This window comes from Mycobacterium celatum, from assembly GCF_002101595.1.
GTDB classification, from domain to species: Bacteria; Actinomycetota; Actinomycetes; order Mycobacteriales; family Mycobacteriaceae; genus Mycobacterium; species Mycobacterium celatum.
Window position 1 is genome coordinate 90,755 of the sequence record NZ_LQOM01000050.1, and the last position, 17,056, is coordinate 107,810.

Below are 17,056 nucleotides of genomic sequence, written 5' to 3' on the forward strand. Positions count from 1 at the left end.
CAATGGCCAAGGCTTCGTATCCGACGCGCTGCGCGGTCGCGGTGGTGTGCGGCGAGCACCTCATTTCTCAGGTGTACCCGGCGTCCGTGCCGATCGAAATGTTCATCGACAGCGTCGTCGAGTTGCTCACCGACGAGCTCAAGCGGCGCGGTGTGCGCGGACTGCCGACCGGCGTGGCCCACGAACTACACAGAGCCGACGGCACCCGACTCGACGGCCACAAAAGCCTCGACGAGCTCGGCATCGAGGACGGGGCCACTTTGGTACTGGTCCCCGAGGCGCGAGGCGAATCCTTTGAACCGCACTATGAGTCGCTGTCGTCCGGCTTGGCGCAGATCGGCAAGACATTGTTCGAACCGGTCACAGCCAAGACCGCCTCGGATACCGCAGTGCTGATTGTCGCGATGGTCGCCGCGATCATTCTCGCGCTGTCGGTGCGGGTCCGGGCCGGCAGCGATTCGCTGGTGCCCGGCATCGTCACCGCAGCATCGGGCCTGCTGGTCGCCGCCGGCATGGCCGCCGTCCGGCTGTGGTGGCCGCATCGCGCCGACCTGCTAGACGGATTCGCGTGGATCGCAATGCCACTGCTGGCGACGAGCCTCGGCGCGGCCGCACCCGGGCCGATCGGAGCCCCTCATCTGTTCATCACGAGCCTCGGCCTCGCGGTGATGTGCTGGGGTACCGGCGCGGCGACGCGGCGCCATATCACTGTGACGGCAACCGTGGTGACCGTGTGCACGGTGGGCGGGGCGGTGGCCGCGGCCCGAATGTGGCGACCCATTCCCGCTCAATGGCTCGGCATGTGCGCGCTGGTCGCACTGCTGGTGCTGTTGACGCTCGCCCCGACCATCACGCTGTGGGCCACCCGAATCCGGCCACCCCATTTCGGATCGATCACCGGGCGAGACCTGTTTCGTCGCAGCGACGGCCTGCCGGCGGACACCGTGTCACCGGTCGACACGGAAGGCGAGGACGAGGCGAACCTCGACTCCACGCCCAGCGGGGCGCAGATCACGGCTGCGGCGGTACTGGCCAACCGGGTCCTCACCGGAATTTGTGTGGGCATCGCGGCGGCGCTGCCGGTAGGGGTGTGGGCAACGCTGATGCCGGAGCTTGGCCGCAGTCTGGCCGCGGCGATCCTTGCCGGGCTGTTCGTGGTGATTTTCATCAGCCGCGGACGGGCATTCGCCGACAAACGGCAAGCCGTCGCGCTGGTGTGCGGCGCTGCGGCAGCGATGTGTGCCGGCGCCGTCAAATATGTTGTGCACCAGCCGGCGCAATCTGTCGAACCGATGGTCTGGGCCGCGCTCGCCCTGGCCGGTTTCGGCTCCGCGGGCCTGACTGCGGCGCTGCTGGTGCCCATCACCCGATTCACGCCGCTGGTGCGGATGGCGACCGAATGGCTCGAACTGGCGGCGATCACCGCTGTCGTACCGTTGGCCGCCTGGACCGGGGGACTGTTCACCTGGGTGCGGATGCGATGACGAAGTGGACGCGCCGTGCCTGGTCGATGACGATGGCAACGCTGATCGCGTTGCTGGTCAATCCCGCTGCAGCGCAGGCACTTCCGGCACCGAGCGTCGACCCTGCCCGCGTGCCGGCGGATAGCACGCCGGTCCCGGACCAGCCCATGCGGCAACGCAATGCGTGCTCCCGGCCGATAACGGTCGCCGACCCGGACGTGACGGCCACCGCCCCGGGCTTCACGATGCTCAACGTCAGCAAGGCATGGCAGTACTCGACCGGCAACGGGGTGCCGGTAGCGGTGATCGACACCGGAATCAATCCGAGCAGCCGATTGCCCGTCGTCGCCGGCGGCGACTACATCATGGGCGGCGACGGGTTACTGGACTGCGACGCCCACGGCACCATCGTGGCCTCGGTGATAGGTGCTGCACCCCAAGGTATTCCGATGCCCGCCCCGATGCCGCCCGCCGCGGCGTATCCGGCTCCGCCAGGCCTGCCGCCTGCCGGTGCGGCACCACCACCGCCGGCTTCGGCCGACCAACCGGAAACCGATGAGCCGGAGAACCCCGAGCTGGCGGCGCCGCCGCAAGATGCCCCCGACGGCGTCGCCGGGGTCGCGCCGCATGCGGTTCTCATCTCGGTCCGCCAATCGTCCCGGGCCTACGAGCCGGTCAGTCCGAAAGCCGGCGACTCCGAAACCCGCAGAAAGGCCGGCACCGTCGGCACACTGGCGAAGGCGATCGTGCATGCGGCCAACATGGGCGCCAAAGTGATCAACATCAGCGTCGCATCGTGTGTGTCGGCGGCCGACCCGTTGGATCAGAGCGCCGTCGGCGCAGCAGTCTGGTACGCCGTCACCGTGAAGGATTCGGTCATCGTCGCTGCAGCGGGAAACGACGGCGAGGAGTCGTGTGTGCAAAATCCCGTCTACGACCCGCTGCAGCCCGCTGACCCGCGCGACTGGCATCAAGTCAAGACGGTGTCGTCGCCATCCTGGTTCGCCGACTACGTGTTATCGGTGGGCGCAGTCGACCACGCCGGCGCGCCGGTCAGCAAAAGCCTCGCCGGGCCATGGGTTGCGGTGGCGGCGCCGGGTGTCGGAATCATGGGCCTGTCACCGCAAACCGCCTGCGCAGTCAACGCATATCCGCCGAACCGTCCCGGCGAGCAGGCCAAGCCGTTTTGGGGAACGAGCTTCTCGGCCGCGTACGTGAGCGGAGTGGCCGCACTGGTTCGCGCCAAATACCCACAGCTGTCCGCCCATCAGGTCGTCAACCGGATCCTGCAGACGGCGCATAACCCGCCGCGCGGAGTCGACAATCAGGTCGGTTACGGGGTGGTGGACCCGGTGGCTGCGCTGACATTCGATGTGCCGCCCGGAGATCGGGTTGCGCCCGGGGCGCAGAGCCGAGTGATTGTCCCCGCTGCCCCGCCGCCGGCGCCGGACCGTCGGGCCACCACCATGGCGCTGGTATTCAGCGGTGCGGTGCTGGCAGCCGTCGTAGTGGCATCGATGATCGCCCGGGCTCGGCGGGCGCGATGACCCCGGCGACCGCGCTGGCTACCGCAACCGGTGTCCTGCTCAGTGATCTTGTCGGATGGGCGGCTGGCGGATACCCCGGAGCGGCAGCCGGTTTGGTGCTGGGAATTCTCGTAGGGGTGGTTCGGTGGCGGCGCCGGCCGCTGTGGTCGTGGGCGATCTTGCGGCTTCGGCAACGCCGGCCGATGGCATGGACCACACCCGCGACGGTGGCCAACGATCGCGCCGGGGGAGGCATTCGATACCAAGACGGCGTCGCTGTTGCCGCGGTACAGGTGCTCGGAAAACCGCACACCCCAACGCTGCTTACTGCCTGCGCCTCGGCTTATACCGAGAACACGCTCGACATCTCCGAGCTGCAGGCGCAGCTGCGGCAAAGTCTTGGGCTGACCATAGATTCGCTGAGCGTCGTCAGTGCCGGCGCGAGGCGGCGCAGTGGCGGCGACTATCCGCGGGTGTATGACACCTTGGTCGGTGCCGCTCCCTATGCCGGACGACGCGAGACCTGGATCATCCTGCGTGTCGAGGCTACTCAAAACGCCGAGGCGCTGCGGTGGCGAAAGTCGCTCGGCACCGCAACGCTCGGGGCCGCACAGCGGATCAGCAATGGCTTGCGGCAGCGGGGGATTCGAGCCAGGCTCGCGACTGCCACCGAAATCGTCGAATTGGAGCGGCGACTCGGACGGTCCGCGCTGGACACGGGCACCCGACGCTGGAGCTCGGTCCGCAGTGACATCGGCTGGTTGACGACCTACTGCTACCAGGCGCACGACATTATTGCCGACAACCTGGCGCAAGCCTGGGCAACGCACGCCGACGGAATAATCCAGAACATCACACTTTTCGCGGACGGGAGCGCGGCGGCAGCCATCGCGGTCCTCAGTACACAGCCGCCGAGGAAGCCCCCATCTCGTATGCTCCGGCGGCTACCCGGAGAGCAGCTGCCCGCCGTGGCGGCCAACCTCTGCGGTCCAAGACCCGAGCTTTGGGGACTGGCTCGGGGACCGTTGCATCGCCCGTTCATCGTTCCGATCGGAGCGACGGGTGTGCTGCTCGGCAAGGTGGCGGGTGGCAGCCGGCTCGCAGTGCCCTTCGCCGACCCGGCCGAATTCAGCCGCGTGCACATCGCCGCCGACGACAATACGGCGAAGCGGATCGTGATCCGGATTGCCGGGACCGGTGAACGCATCACGATCCACACCCGGAACCTTCAGCGCTGGGCCAGTGTTCGGATGCCCGACATCGCCCTAACAGACCAGTCACGACCTGTCGGCGGTACCACGGTCAGCGTCGCCGACGGCACCGTCGTGCCCTCGCCCCGGCCGAGCACGCTTGTTACGATCGGCCCGCCGGGTGAGCCCTGCTGCGGAACTGCCGACGTCGTGATCACACAGGCTGGCCCAATGATGGTGGAGGTGCGCGCAGCCGGCCAGGTGCACACGGTCGAGATCGAGTCGCTTCGCGCCGAAACCCGCTACGTGTCGCCGGCCCCGGCGTGCCGGTCCAGATGACGATCAGCATGTCGATTGTCGCGGCTCGCAAGCGGTTCGACCGGGCGATGTCGTTGCTCGACAGCGACCCAAGAGACGCCCGGGCGTGGTTTCGGGAGGCGACCGAGCTCGATCCGTCGATGGCCGACGCGTGGCTGGGCCGGATTGCCACCGGCGACGAAGTGTTGTCGACGCTGCAGAACCTGCACGCATGCAGTGGCCGGTTGCGCCGGGAAACCAACCGGCTCGGCGTATACCTGTCGGCACCTGTCAAGGCGGGGCCGTACCTGTCGATCACGGTGACCGAGTCGTCCCACGTGGGTCTTGCTCTGGCCAGCGCACTCATCGACCGCCGCCAGTATGAGAAAGCCGCTGCGCTACTTGATGATTCGTCGCTGCTGGACGGCTGGGAAAACCATCAGTGGCAGCAGCACATTCGAGCGTATCTGATGTTCGCTGCGCAGCGATGGGCGGACGTCGTATCCGTCGCGGCGAGCACCTTGCCGCCGCAGGCCGTCATCATGTCAGCGCTCAGCGCGGCAACCAATACATTGGCCGCGCACGCGGCAGCCCACCTCGGACAGGCACGAGTCGCCATTGACTGGACGAATCGCACCGAGCTGCGCCCGGGCGAATTCGAGTTGATCGCCGCAGATTCGGCCTATGTGCGCGGAATGGCTCACCGCCTGCTAGACGAAGAGGACGACGCCCGGATCTGGTTGTCCAAGGCGACAATCAACGGCGCGCTTGTCGAATCCGCCAAGCGGGCGCTGGCTGACCCCGCATTGCAACTCGTAATCACCTCCGAGGAAACGATCAACACGCGCACCGACAAATGGGACGTCACCACCGAACAGTCCGATCAGCAACGAAGCGAACAGGAGAACACCGAGCGGCGCGCCGCCCTCTTGGCGGAGGGGCGCGCCTTGCTCGGCAATCAGGTGGGTTTGGCCGACGTCAAACGCGCGGTGGCCGAACTCGAAGATCAGATCGAGGTGCGGTCGTTGCGGCTGGCGGCCGGCCTGCCGGTGGCCAGTCAGACCAATCACATGCTGCTGGTTGGGCCGCCCGGCACCGGCAAGACCACCACTGCGGAAGTGCTGGGCAAGATTTACGCGGGGTTGGGCATCGTGGCGCACCCCGAGATCATCGAAGTCAAGCGCGGCGACTTCTGCGGCGAATACATCGGGGCGTCGGGGCCCAAGACCAACGAGTTGATCCGCCGCTCCCTGGGCCGGATCCTGTTCATGGACGAGTTTTATTCGCTGGTGGAGCGTCATCACGATGGCCGGCCCGACATGATCGGCATGGAGGCGGTCAACCAGTTGCTCGTCGCACTGGAGGTGCATCGGTTCGACTTCTGCTTCATCGGCGCGGGCTACGAACAGGAGGTCGACGAATTCCTCACCGTCAACCCGGGTTTGGCCGGCCGGTTCAACCGCAAACTACGGTTCGAGTCCTATACGCCCGACGAGCTCGTCGAAATCGCGGTGCGATACGGCACGCCACGCGCCACGGTGATGGAGCCTGCTGCGCGGGAAGCGTTGCGCGCCGCATGCACGGCGTTGCGAACCCATTTAGCACCGGACGGTAGTCACGGCATCGACGTCATGCAGAACGGGCGGTTTGCCCGTAACGTGGTCGAACGCGCCGAACGACTGCGGGATTCCCGGGTCGCCGGTCAGCACCGCGCCGACAACGGCTCGGTGACAGTCGAAGACCTGCAGACGCTGCGCGCACGGGACATCACCCGGGCAGTGATCGAGGCATGCGCGGAAAAGCATGTGCCGCTGATGCTCTAAGTGCGTTGAGTTTACACTCGACGTCTGATTACACGGGGTCGAAGCGGAACACCGTCATCCGGTCAGCGAGCGCCTCGAACTCGTCGGGCGTGCCGTCGCGCACCATGCCGGAGCGCTTCGCGAAGCCGACCCCGACCGGAACTTCGGTCGCAAATGCGCGCAGCACCGGACGCGCCTGTTCTGCGGTCAACTCGACGATCCTGACTTCCCGCGACCGGCGTCCCCGGCTCAGCGTGCCAGTGCCCGCCGCCCGGGCGTTGGCCGCCCAATCCGCGCCGGGATAGCCGGCCACGACATAGAGTTCGCCGTCGACTTCGAACGGCGTCATCGGCGTGCTGCGCGGCTGGCCCGACTTTCGGCCCGGCACCGTCAGCACCATCGCCGGGCCGGTCGGTATGCCGAGCTTCTGAACGGCGATCATCAACTTGTTCATCGGCTTGAGAAAGCGCGGCGGGCGCAGGTCCGTCATGTCACGCCTCATTCGTGAACACCTCACGTCGGTCGGCGACCCACTGAGCGAACGTAACCGCCGGGCGGCCCACGATCTTCTCCACCTCGTGGGTGACCAGTGCCGGCTTGTCGGCTGTCTCAGCGAGCAGCGCGATGTAGGCGTCGGCGAATCCGGCGCCCAGCCCGATCCGAATGAACTGCTCTCGCACCACATCCGAGGGCACCTCGCGGTAGACCAGTGGGCGACCCAGAGCAGTGCCGATGATGTTCACCAACTCCGAGTTGGTGAACGCCTGCGGCCCGGTCAACGGCACCTTGCGGCCGTCGAGCTCGTCGCTCAGCAACACCCGCGCCGCAACGGCGGCAATGTCGCTGTCGACGATCGGGGCGGTCGACGCCCCCGCGCACGGGCCGCCGACCACGTCGCCGGCCCGAATCTGCACCGCCCACATGCCGAGAAAATTCGACGCGAACACCCCGGGCCGCAGGCTCACCCACGCCAGGCCGGACTCGACCGCCAACTGCTCGACCTCCTTGTTGCGGTCCCCGCGAAACCGCGACGGCTGCCGCGAGAAGTCGTCGTCGGCGTTGAGCGCCGACAACGCGACCAGCTTGGTGACGCCGCCGCGTACAGCCGAGTCGACCACGTCGGCCAGCTGCGCACCCAGCGCGCGGGAGTTGAGAAACACCGCCGAGGCGCCTTCGAGCGCGTCGACGGGCGAGGTCACCACCTCGACACCGGCGGGAAAGGCGGCGTCGGGATTGCGGGTGACTGCCCGCACCCGGCAACCGGCTGCGGCTAATTCGTTGACGAGGGGCCGGCCGACATTGCCGGTCGCTCCGGTCACGACGATCGTCATGGTGTGCTCCTTCGTGGAATCGAGAAAGTGCTTTTCACCAAGGACGGGGTGAAGCGTGGGAAAGTTACAGCCGAAATGCGTAACTTTTTCGGCTCCTGGATCGTCGTCGCTACATGACCGCACCACAGTCAGAGCAGCTCGCCGAAGCCTGGCAACGCCACCGCCCCTATCTGGTCAACCTCGCCTACCAGATGCTCGGTGATGTCGGCGACGCCGAAGACGTTGCGCAAGAAGCATTTCTGCGGCTGTCGCGCGTTGACCTGAGCCAGATCGACGACGTCCGCGGCTGGCTGACGGTGGTGGCCGGGCGGCTGTGCCTCGACGAGGTCCGTTCGGCGCGGGCCCGCCGCGAGCATCCGGAAGACCTTGGCCCAGATGTGGCCGCCCTCAACCAATCTCGCCGTGTCGACCCTGCCGACCGGATCACGCTCGACGACGAGATCCGCACCGCGCTGCTGGAAGTGCTGCAACGACTCAGTCCCGGTGAGCGGGTGTCGTTCGTGTTGCACGACGTGTTTGGGGTCCCGTTCGACGCCATCGCCGACACCGTGGGCCGACCCGTCGGCACCTGCCGGCAGCTGGCGCGTCGCGCGCGATCGAAGTTCACCGAGGAGCGGCCGAAGCTGACCGAGGTGCCGCCGGCAGAACATCAGCTCGTCACCGAGAAGTTCATCACCGCCTGTGCCAACGGCGATCTGCAAGGACTGGCCGCGGTGCTGGATCCGACGGTCTGGGGGATTGGCACGCTGCTCGCCGATCCTGCGCCGCCGCCACAGGTCAACCACGGCCCGCACGATGTCGCCACCAACCTGCTGCGCTACCTGGGTCCGGGCGTGACCCTGGTCAGCGGGCCGGCCGGCCAGCCGGTGGTGCTGGCCTTCGCCAACCGGCGGCTCTTCGCCGTGATCGTGCTGAGCATCGGCGGCGGGCTGGTCACCAAGATCGAAGCAACCGCCGATCCGGCGGCCCGCGCTGCGGCATTCTGAAGCCCATGCGATATGTCCGTGAAGAAACCGTGCACGCGCCGGCCCAACGAGTCTGGCAACTGCTCGTCGACGTGGCGGGCTGGCCCAACTGGACCGAGTCGATGCGCGAGATCACCCGCTTGGACGACGGCCCATTGGCGGTGGGCAGCCGCTCGCGCGTGACCCAGCCCAAGGGCAGGCCGATGGTGTGGACGGTGACCGAGCTCGAGCCGCTGCGCAACTTCACCTGGGTCACCCGGCGGCCCGGCCTGTCCTTCGAGGCGCTGCACCTCATCGAGGACACCGGCGACCACGTGCGCACCAGACTGGAGTTCGTCGCGACCGGTCCGCTGGCCTGGCTGGCGTCTCTGCTCGGGGGATCGCGGGTCCGTACCTACGTCGACATGGAAAGCGCCGGACTCAAGCGGGCCGCCGAGGCCGGCTGAGTCCCGTTAACGGACGCGGCGTTCCCGCGCGCCCTCGGGTTCCGTCGCGAAAAACCCCGCGACGGCCGCGGCGATCTCGAGGAAGCTGCGCCGCGTCGCGGGAGCCATCTCATGGCTGACGTCGATCACGCCGCCGGGCCGCAGGTGGGGATCGAAGGGCACCTCGACCACCATCTGACCGCGGTCGAGGAACTGGCGGGCCAGCACCGAACGCGTGCGCTTGTCGGCGTGCCCGTCCGAATCGTTGAGCACCACGATGCTGCGGCGCAGCAGACCCGTCCGGCCATGCGCCGCCAGCCATTCCATGGTCTGCGCGGCGGCCGAGGCCCCGTCGGCCCACGGCGAGGACACCACGATCAGCGCATCCAGGTCGCTCAGCGCCTCCTGAGTCACCGGCGCGTCCATCGTCGAACCGCAGTCGACGATCGAGATCGTGAAATGCCGGTCCAGCCGCAACGTGGCTTCCCGGTAGATCGCCGGGTCGAGCACCCGCCGCGGACCCGCCGGCGGCTCACCGGCCAGCACGTACAGGCCCGCGGAATTGCTGCCGACGCGGGCGCTGACATCGGCGAACGACTGAATGTTCTTGTCGGCGGTCAATTCCCAATACGAGCCGCTGCCCTGCGGGTCGATTCTGCTGCCCAGGCGGCCGAACGCGGTATCGGCGTCGATCGCCACGATGCGGTCCTGGCGGCGCAGCTCGGCGAAGATCGACCCGACGCTCGCGGCGACCGTGGTTTTGCCGACGCCGCCCTTGCCCAGCACGCCGACCTTGTAGTTGCCGTGCAGCGCCGACTTGATGACCGCTTCGAATTCGGCCTCCCGGCGTTCCAGCGGCGACGGGCCGAGGTTGATCAGGCCGCGGGAGGCCTTCCACAGCATGCGCCGCCAGCCGCGGCCGGGGACCGGCCGTCGCGGCGGTTCGGCAGGCGGCGCGCCGACCTCGAGACCGGGCCAGCGATCCGGCTGCGGCACGCCGGTCGGCGGCGCAGGCGAGTGGTGAGGCGGCTGCAACGGCTGATGCGGACGAAGTGGCTGAGGTGGCTGAGGCATCACGCGGGGGGCTCGGGCCGGCGCGTGCGACGGGCGCGCCAAGGGTGCGTCAGGCGGTGCGGGCCGCAGACGGTCCCGCAGGAAGTCGTCGCGCTCGCTCATGAGCTCCCTAGCTCCATCCGGCAATTCCAGGCATGGAATCAGTATCAGCCACCGGCCTGGCTGAAAAGCCCCGGCGCCGGCGCGCCGACCTCGTGCAAACTCGCGTTCCAAGCAGCCCGCCGAGTCTCTCTCCGCGGTGCAGCGGTTGGATCAGCCGCCCCGACAGCAGCGCTGCCACGACTTTTTGGTGAGTTTCGTCACCGGCCGAGCGGCTGGCTGTGATCTGGCCCATCACGCTGGCAGGCGGCAAGCGGCGATCACAGCAAATTGACCGGCGACGGCCCTGGTGGCGGCCCACCGCCAATCCCGGCGTGGTCGGTGCAAATACTCAGCGGCGCAACCGGACCCGGCAAATTCGCTATGGGCGACGGCTGCGTCGGCACGGCATGCCCAACCGACGGGTTAGTATTGACCAAGTTGGCATGTCAGGCGGGTTTTGTCATATCGTTTTACGACTTGTCGAGACCGGGTAAACAGGGCCACCGTTCAGCGCTGCACGGACGTTCCCCTGTCCGGACCATCGCCAGTTGGCGACCAGCATATCGACAAGACCGAAGGAGCCCAGCCCGCATCGTAAAGGGCGCGGCGCCGACGGAGCCGCAAATGAATGCCGCGCAGAAAGTTTTCTGGAAGGTCAGGTGGGAATGGCGCCCAACCGCGTCGGGCTGTACAACCCCGCGTTCGAGCATGACTCGTGCGGGGTGGCCATGGTCGTCGACATGCATGGCCGCCGCAGCCGCGACATCGTGGACAAGGCGATCACCGCGCTGCTCAACCTCGAGCACCGCGGCGCCGCCGGCGCCGAGCCGCACAGCGGTGACGGCGCGGGCATCCTGATCCAGGTTCCCGACGAGTTCCTGCGTTCGGTCGTCGACTTCGAGCTGCCGCCCGCCGGCAGCTACGCCACCGGCATCGCGTTTTTGCCGCAATCGTCCAAAGACGCCGCCGCGGCATGTGCGGCGGTGGAGAAGATCGTGTCCTCCGAGGGTTTGCAGGTGCTCGGCTGGCGCGACGTGCCCACCGACGACTCGTCGTTGGGCGCGTTGGCCCGCGACGCGATGCCCACCTTCCGCCAGCTGTTCATCGCCGGCGCCTCGGGCATGACCCTGGAGCGACGCGCCTACGTGATCCGCAAGCGCGCCGAACACGAGCTGGGCACAAAAGGCCCCGGGCAGGATGGCCCCGGGCGTGAAACCGTTTATTTCCCAAGCCTTTCCGGTCAGACTCTGGTCTACAAGGGCATGCTGACCACGCCGCAGCTCAAGGCCTTCTACCTGGATCTGCAGGACGATCGGCTGACCAGTGCGCTGGGCATCGTGCACTCGCGGTTCTCGACCAACACCTTCCCGTCCTGGCCGCTGGCCCACCCCTACCGGCGGATCGCCCACAACGGCGAGATCAACACCGTCACCGGCAACGAGAACTGGATGCGCGCCCGGGAGGCGCTGATCCGCACCGATGTCTTTGGCTCTTACGAGGACGTCGACAAGCTGTTCCCGATCTGCACCCCGGGAGGCTCGGACACCGCGCGGTTCGACGAGGTGCTGGAACTGCTGCACCTCGGCGGGCGCAGCCTCGCGCATGCGGTGCTGATGATGATCCCCGAGGCGTGGGAACGCCACGAGTCGATGGATCCGGCGCGCCGCGCGTTCTACGCCTACCACGCATCGCTGATGGAGCCGTGGGACGGCCCGGCGTCGATGACCTTCACCGACGGCACCATTGTGGGCGCGGTGCTGGACCGCAACGGCCTTCGGCCGTCCCGCATTTGGGTGACCGACGACGGTCTGGTGGTGATGGCCTCGGAGGCCGGGGTGCTCGACCTCGACCCGTCGAAGGTGGTTCGCCGGATGCGCCTGCAGCCGGGCCGGATGTTCCTGGTGGACACCGCGCAAGGCCGCATTGTGTCCGACGAGGAGATCAAGGCCGAGCTGGCTGCCGAACACCCGTACCAGGAGTGGCTGCAGCGCGGACTGATCCCGCTCGACGAGTTACCGCAGGGCAACTACGTGCGGATGCCACACCACCGAGTTGTCTTGCGCCAGTTGGTTTTCGGATACACCTACGAGGAGCTGAACCTGCTGGTGGCGCCGATGGTCCGCACCGGCGCCGAGCCGATCGGATCGATGGGCACCGACACCCCGGTCGCGGTGCTGTCGTCGCGGCCGCGGATGCTGTTCGACTACTTCCACCAACTCTTCGCGCAGGTGACCAACCCGCCGCTGGACGCCATCCGTGAAGAGGTGGTGACCAGCCTGCACGGCACCCTCGGGCCGGAGGGCGACCTGCTCAACCCCGACGAGAACTCTTGCCACCAGATCGTGTTGCCGCAACCGATCCTGCGCAACCACGAGCTGGCCAAGCTGATCAACCTCGACCCCGACGTGCAGGTCAACGGCCGCCGGCACGGCTTGCGGTCCAAGGTGATTCGCTGCCTGTACCCGGTTGCCGACGGCGGCGCCGGCCTGAAGGAGGCGCTCGACGAGGTGCGCGCAGAGACGTCGGCGGCCATCGCCGACGGCGCGCGGATCATCATCTTGAGCGACCGCGAGTCCGACGAGACCATGGCGCCGATCCCGTCGCTGCTGGCGGTGTCGGCCGTGCATCACCACCTGGTGCGGGAACGCAGCCGCACCAAGGTCGGCCTCGTCGTCGAGTCCGGCGATGCCCGCGAGGTGCACCACATGGCCATGCTGTGTGGATTCGGGGCCGCGGCGATCAACCCTTACATGGCGTTCGAATCCATCGCCGACATGCTCGACCGTGGCGTCATCACCGGCATCGACCGCGAGAAGGCACTGCAGAACTACATCAAGGCCGCCGGCAAGGGTGTGCTGAAAGTAATGTCCAAGATGGGCATCTCGACGCTGGCGTCCTACACCGGTGCGCAACTTTTCCAGGCCGTCGGGGTCTCCGAGGACTTGCTCGACGAGTACTTCACCGGATTGACCTGCCCCACCGGCGGCATCACGCTCGACGACATCGCCGCGGACGTCGCCGCCCGCCACGCGCTGGCGTTCCTGGACCGGCCCAACGAGCGGGCGCACCGCGAACTCGAAGTGGGCGGGGAATACCAGTGGCGCCGCGAAGGCGAGTACCACCTGTTCAACCCGGACACGGTGTTCAAGCTGCAGCACTCCACCCGCACCGGTCAGTACAAGATCTTCAAGGAATACACGAAGCTGGTCGACGACCAAAGCGAGCGGATGGCGTCGCTGCGCGGGCTACTGAAGTTCCGTCAGGGGCTGCGGCCGCCGGTCCCGCTCGACGAGGTGGAGCCGGCCAGCGAGATCGTCAAACGCTTTGCCACCGGCGCGATGAGCTACGGCTCGATCTCGGCCGAGGCGCACGAGACACTGGCCATCGCGATGAACCGGCTGGGCGGCCGGTCCAACTGCGGTGAGGGCGGCGAACACGTCAGCCGCTACGAACGTGACCCCAACGGCGACTGGCGCCGCAGCGCGATCAAGCAGGTCGCCTCGGCCCGGTTCGGTGTCACGTCGCACTACCTGACCAACTGCACCGACATCCAGATCAAGATGGCCCAGGGCGCAAAACCCGGTGAGGGCGGCCAGCTTCCGGGCGGCAAGGTGTACCCGTGGATCGCCGAGGTGCGCCACTCCACCCCCGGGGTGGGACTGATCTCGCCGCCGCCGCACCACGACATCTACTCGATCGAGGACCTGGCGCAGCTGATCCACGATTTGAAGAACGCCAACCCGGCTGCGCGGATTCACGTCAAGCTGGTCTCCGAGAACGGGGTAGGCACGGTTGCGGCCGGCGTGTCGAAGGCGCACGCCGACGTGGTGCTGATCTCCGGGCACGACGGCGGGACCGGCGCCACCCCGCTGACGTCGATGAAACACGCCGGCGCGCCCTGGGAGCTTGGCCTCGCCGAAACTCAGCAGACGTTGCTGCTCAACGGGTTACGCGACCGGATCGTGGTGCAGGTCGACGGTCAGCTCAAGACCGGCCGCGACGTGATGATCGCCGCGCTGCTGGGTGCCGAGGAGTTCGGCTTTGCCACCGCGCCGCTGGTGGTGTCGGGCTGCGTGATGATGCGGGTGTGCCACCTGGATACCTGCCCGGTCGGGGTGGCCACCCAGAACCCGGTGCTGCGGCAGCGGTTCACCGGCAAGCCGGAGTTTGTCGAGAACTTCTTCATGTTCATCGCCGAAGAAGTGCGGGAATACTTGGCGCAGCTCGGTTTCCGCACGCTCAACGAGGCCGTCGGCCAGGTCGGGTCGCTGGACACCACGTTGGCGCGCGCACATTGGAAGGCGCACAAGCTGGACCTCACTCCGGTGCTGCACGAGCCGGAGTCGGCGTTCATGAACCAGGACCTGTACTGCAGCTCCAGCCAGGACCACGGCCTGGACAAGGCGCTGGACCAGCAGCTGATCGTGATGAGCCGCGAGGCGCTGGATTCGGGGACACCCGTTCGCTTTTCGACGACGATCGCGAACGTCAACCGCACCGTCGGCACCATGCTCGGCCACGAGGTGACCAAAGCCTATGGCGGCCAAGGCCTGCCGGACGGCACCATCGACATCACGTTCGACGGTTCGGCCGGCAACAGCTTCGGCGCATTCGTGCCGAAGGGCATCACGTTGCGGGTCTACGGCGACGCCAACGACTATGTCGGCAAGGGTCTGTCCGGCGGCCGGATCGTGGTGCGCCCTTCCGACGACGCGCCGGAAAGCTATGTGGCCGAGGATAACATCATCGGCGGCAACGTGATCCTGTTCGGCGCCACCAGCGGTGAGGCGTTCCTGCGGGGAGTGGTCGGCGAACGCTTCGCCGTGCGCAACTCGGGCGCCCACGCGGTGGTCGAGGGAGTCGGCGATCACGGCTGCGAGTACATGACCGGCGGCAAGGTCGTCATCCTCGGCCGCACCGGACGCAACTTCGCGGCCGGGATGTCCGGCGGTGTGGCCTACGTCTACGACCCGGACAGCGTCTTTCCCGACCACCTCAATACCGAGATGGTGGAATTGGAGAGCCTCGACGGGGATGACGTGGAGTGGCTGCACGGCATGATCCAGGCTCATGTCGACAACACCGATTCCACGGTCGGGCAGCGCATTCTGGCCGACTGGGCGGTGCAGCAACGGTGCTTTGTCAAGGTGATGCCCCGCGACTACAAGCGGGTGCTGGAGGCGATTGCCGAGGCCGAGCGCACCGGCACGGATGTCGACGAGGCGATCATGGCGGCAGCGCATGGCTGATCCGAAGGGCTTTCTGAAATACACCCACCGCGAGACACCGAAACGTCGACCGGTGGAGCTGCGGCTGCGCGACTGGAAGGAAGTCTACGAAGACTTTCCGCACGAGACGCTGCAGCAGCAGGCGACCCGCTGCATGGATTGCGGGATTCCGTTCTGCCACAACGGCTGCCCGCTGGGCAACCTAATCCCGGAATGGAACGACCTGGTTCGCACCGGCCGGTGGCGTGATGCGATCGAACGGCTGCACGCCACCAACAACTTTCCCGACTTCACCGGCCGGCTCTGTCCGGCGCCGTGTGAGTCGTCGTGCGTGCTGGGCATCAACCAGGATCCGGTGACCATCAAGCAGATCGAGCTGGACATCATCGACAACGCCTTCGACGAAGGTTGGGTGGTGCCGTTGCCGCCGGACCGGCTGACCGGCAAGACGGTCGCGGTGGTGGGATCCGGCCCGGCCGGTCTGGCCGCCGCGCAGCAACTCACCCGGGCCGGGCACAGCGTGACCGTCTTCGAGCGCGCGGACCGGATCGGCGGGCTGCTGCGCTATGGGATTCCCGAGTTCAAGATGGAGAAACGCCATCTGAATCGCCGGCTGGACCAGATGAAGGCCGAGGGCACCGAGTTCCGCGCCGGTGTCAACGTCGGCGTCGACATCACCGCCGACCAACTGCGCGCCGACTTCGACGCGGTGGTGCTGGCCGGCGGCGCGACCGCCTGGCGTGATCTGCCCATTCCCGGCCGCGAACTGGACGGCATCCACCAGGCGATGGAATTCCTGCCGTGGGCCAACCGGGTGCAGGAAGGCGACGACGTGCTCGGCCCGGACGGGCAGCCGCCGATCACCGCCAAGGGCAAGAAGGTCGTCATCATCGGCGGCGGTGACACCGGCGCCGACTGCCTGGGCACCGTGCATCGCCAGGGTGCGGTCAGCGTGCACCAATTCGAGATCATGCCGCGCCCGCCGGACACCCGGGCCCCGTCGACGCCATGGCCGCTGTATGAGCTGATGTTCCGGGTGTCGTCGGCACACGAGGAAGGCGGCGAGCGGGTGTTCTCGGTCAACACCGAGGAATTCGTCGGCCGCGACGGTCACGTCACTGCCCTCAAGGTGCACGAGGTGACGATGCAGGACGGCAAGTTCGTCAAGGTCGAGGGCAGCGATTTCGAAATCGAAGCCGACCTCGTGTTGCTGGCGATGGGCTTTGTCGGCCCCGAGAAGTCGGCGCTGCTGACGGATCTCGGGGTGGAGTTCACCGAACGCGGAAACGTCGCCCGCGGCGACGACTACGAAACGTCGGTGCCGGGCGTCTACGTTGCCGGCGACATGGGGCGGGGCCAGTCGCTGATCGTCTGGGCGATTGCCGAGGGGCGCGCCGCGGCGGCGGCCGTCGACCGCTTCCTGATGGGCCGTAGCGCGCTGCCGGCGCCCATCAAACCCACCGCGGCACCACAACGCTAGTCACATTTGACTCAGCTGAAACATTTGATAAATTGCTCGGCGAGTCTTACTCTGTTTGCCAGATGTTAGGTGTCTAATAACCCGATATGGGCGCCACCGCGTGTGGTGCCCCGGTTTGGTTGACCGACCGCAGGAGTGATCACTGTGCACATCAACCCAGTGCCCCGGTCGCGGATGGGGCGAATCGCCTGGTC

The 17,056-nt window shown here is 67.2% G+C and carries 11 protein-coding genes; 8 read left to right on the plus strand and 3 right to left on the minus strand.

Annotated features, from left to right (window positions below):
• Positions 1–2: 2 nt before the first annotated feature.
• From eccD to eccA, 4 genes are read left to right on the plus strand one after another with little or no spacing between them, the layout of a single operon-like run.
• On the plus strand, positions 3–1,484 hold the full coding sequence (gene eccD / locus AWB95_RS21680) for a type VII secretion integral membrane protein EccD (RefSeq protein WP_084706942.1): 1,482 nt from the start codon (positions 3–5) through the stop codon (positions 1,482–1,484).
• The gene (gene mycP / locus AWB95_RS21685; protein ID WP_085168628.1) at positions 1,481–3,010 is read left to right on the plus strand and encodes a type VII secretion-associated serine protease mycosin; all 1,530 of its coding nucleotides are present in this window, start codon (positions 1,481–1,483) and stop codon (positions 3,008–3,010) included. The genes eccD and mycP overlap by 4 nt, the downstream gene beginning before the upstream one ends.
• Complete coding sequence (gene eccE, locus AWB95_RS21690) at positions 3,007–4,518, plus strand: type VII secretion protein EccE (protein ID WP_062538712.1); 1,512 nt, start codon at positions 3,007–3,009, stop codon at positions 4,516–4,518. Before mycP ends, eccE begins: the two co-directional genes overlap by 4 nt.
• The gene (eccA, locus tag AWB95_RS21695) at positions 4,515–6,299 is read left to right on the plus strand and encodes a type VII secretion AAA-ATPase EccA (protein WP_062538719.1); all 1,785 of its coding nucleotides are present in this window, start codon (positions 4,515–4,517) and stop codon (positions 6,297–6,299) included. The genes eccE and eccA overlap by 4 nt, the downstream gene beginning before the upstream one ends.
• Before the next feature lie 28 nt (positions 6,300–6,327).
• Here the strand turns inward: eccA and AWB95_RS21700 are convergent, their stop codons facing one another.
• Positions 6,328–6,768: a nitroreductase family deazaflavin-dependent oxidoreductase gene (locus AWB95_RS21700; protein ID WP_062538713.1), complete on the minus strand. Its 441-nt coding sequence runs from the start codon at positions 6,766–6,768 to the stop codon at positions 6,328–6,330.
• Position 6,769: 1 nt separating this feature from the next.
• On the minus strand, positions 6,770–7,609 hold the full coding sequence (locus AWB95_RS21705; protein WP_062538714.1) for an NmrA family NAD(P)-binding protein: 840 nt from the start codon (positions 7,607–7,609) through the stop codon (positions 6,770–6,772).
• 113 nt (positions 7,610–7,722) lie between these two features.
• On the opposite strand from AWB95_RS21705, the gene sigI reads away from it, so the two are divergent.
• Positions 7,723–8,595 carry an RNA polymerase sigma factor SigI gene (gene sigI / locus AWB95_RS21710; RefSeq protein WP_062538715.1) on the plus strand — a complete coding sequence of 291 codons (873 nt, stop codon included), beginning with the start codon at positions 7,723–7,725 and terminating at the stop codon, positions 8,593–8,595.
• 5 nt (positions 8,596–8,600) lie between these two features.
• The gene (locus AWB95_RS21715) at positions 8,601–9,020 is read left to right on the plus strand and encodes an SRPBCC family protein (protein ID WP_062538716.1); all 420 of its coding nucleotides are present in this window, start codon (positions 8,601–8,603) and stop codon (positions 9,018–9,020) included.
• A gap of 6 nt (positions 9,021–9,026) precedes the next feature.
• On the opposite strand, the gene AWB95_RS21720 is transcribed toward AWB95_RS21715, so the two are convergent.
• Positions 9,027–10,175 carry a MinD/ParA family ATP-binding protein gene (locus AWB95_RS21720; RefSeq protein ID WP_085168629.1) on the minus strand — a complete coding sequence of 383 codons (1,149 nt, stop codon included), beginning with the start codon at positions 10,173–10,175 and terminating at the stop codon, positions 9,027–9,029.
• Between the two features lie 644 nt (positions 10,176–10,819).
• Here AWB95_RS21720 and gltB point away from each other — a divergent pair.
• Both gltB and AWB95_RS21730 read left to right on the plus strand, forming a co-directional pair.
• Positions 10,820–15,403, plus strand: coding sequence for a glutamate synthase large subunit (gltB, locus tag AWB95_RS21725; protein ID WP_062541609.1), 4,584 nt, complete (start codon positions 10,820–10,822; stop codon positions 15,401–15,403).
• Complete coding sequence (locus AWB95_RS21730; protein WP_062541608.1) at positions 15,396–16,862, plus strand: glutamate synthase subunit beta; 1,467 nt, start codon at positions 15,396–15,398, stop codon at positions 16,860–16,862. The genes gltB and AWB95_RS21730 overlap by 8 nt, the downstream gene beginning before the upstream one ends.
• The last annotated feature ends 194 nt before the right edge of the window (positions 16,863–17,056 follow it).

Bases quoted from the DNA above. Each gene is read 5' to 3' on its own strand.
- eccD (WP_084706942.1), top strand. From the start codon at position 3: ATGGCCAAGGCTTCGTATCCGACGCGCTGCGCGGTCGCGGTGGTGTGC.
- mycP (WP_085168628.1), top strand. From the start codon at position 1,481: ATGACGAAGTGGACGCGCCGTGCCTGGTCGATGACGATGGCAACGCTG.
- eccE (WP_062538712.1), top strand. From the start codon at position 3,007: ATGACCCCGGCGACCGCGCTGGCTACCGCAACCGGTGTCCTGCTCAGT.
- eccA (WP_062538719.1), top strand. From the start codon at position 4,515: ATGACGATCAGCATGTCGATTGTCGCGGCTCGCAAGCGGTTCGACCGG.
- AWB95_RS21700 (WP_062538713.1), bottom strand. From the start codon at position 6,768: ATGACGGACCTGCGCCCGCCGCGCTTTCTCAAGCCGATGAACAAGTTG.
- AWB95_RS21705 (WP_062538714.1), bottom strand. From the start codon at position 7,609: ATGACGATCGTCGTGACCGGAGCGACCGGCAATGTCGGCCGGCCCCTC.
- sigI (WP_062538715.1), top strand. From the start codon at position 7,723: ATGACCGCACCACAGTCAGAGCAGCTCGCCGAAGCCTGGCAACGCCAC.
- AWB95_RS21715 (WP_062538716.1), top strand. From the start codon at position 8,601: ATGCGATATGTCCGTGAAGAAACCGTGCACGCGCCGGCCCAACGAGTC.
- AWB95_RS21720 (WP_085168629.1), bottom strand. From the start codon at position 10,175: ATGAGCGAGCGCGACGACTTCCTGCGGGACCGTCTGCGGCCCGCACCG.
- gltB (WP_062541609.1), top strand. From the start codon at position 10,820: ATGGCGCCCAACCGCGTCGGGCTGTACAACCCCGCGTTCGAGCATGAC.
- AWB95_RS21730 (WP_062541608.1), top strand. From the start codon at position 15,396: ATGGCTGATCCGAAGGGCTTTCTGAAATACACCCACCGCGAGACACCG.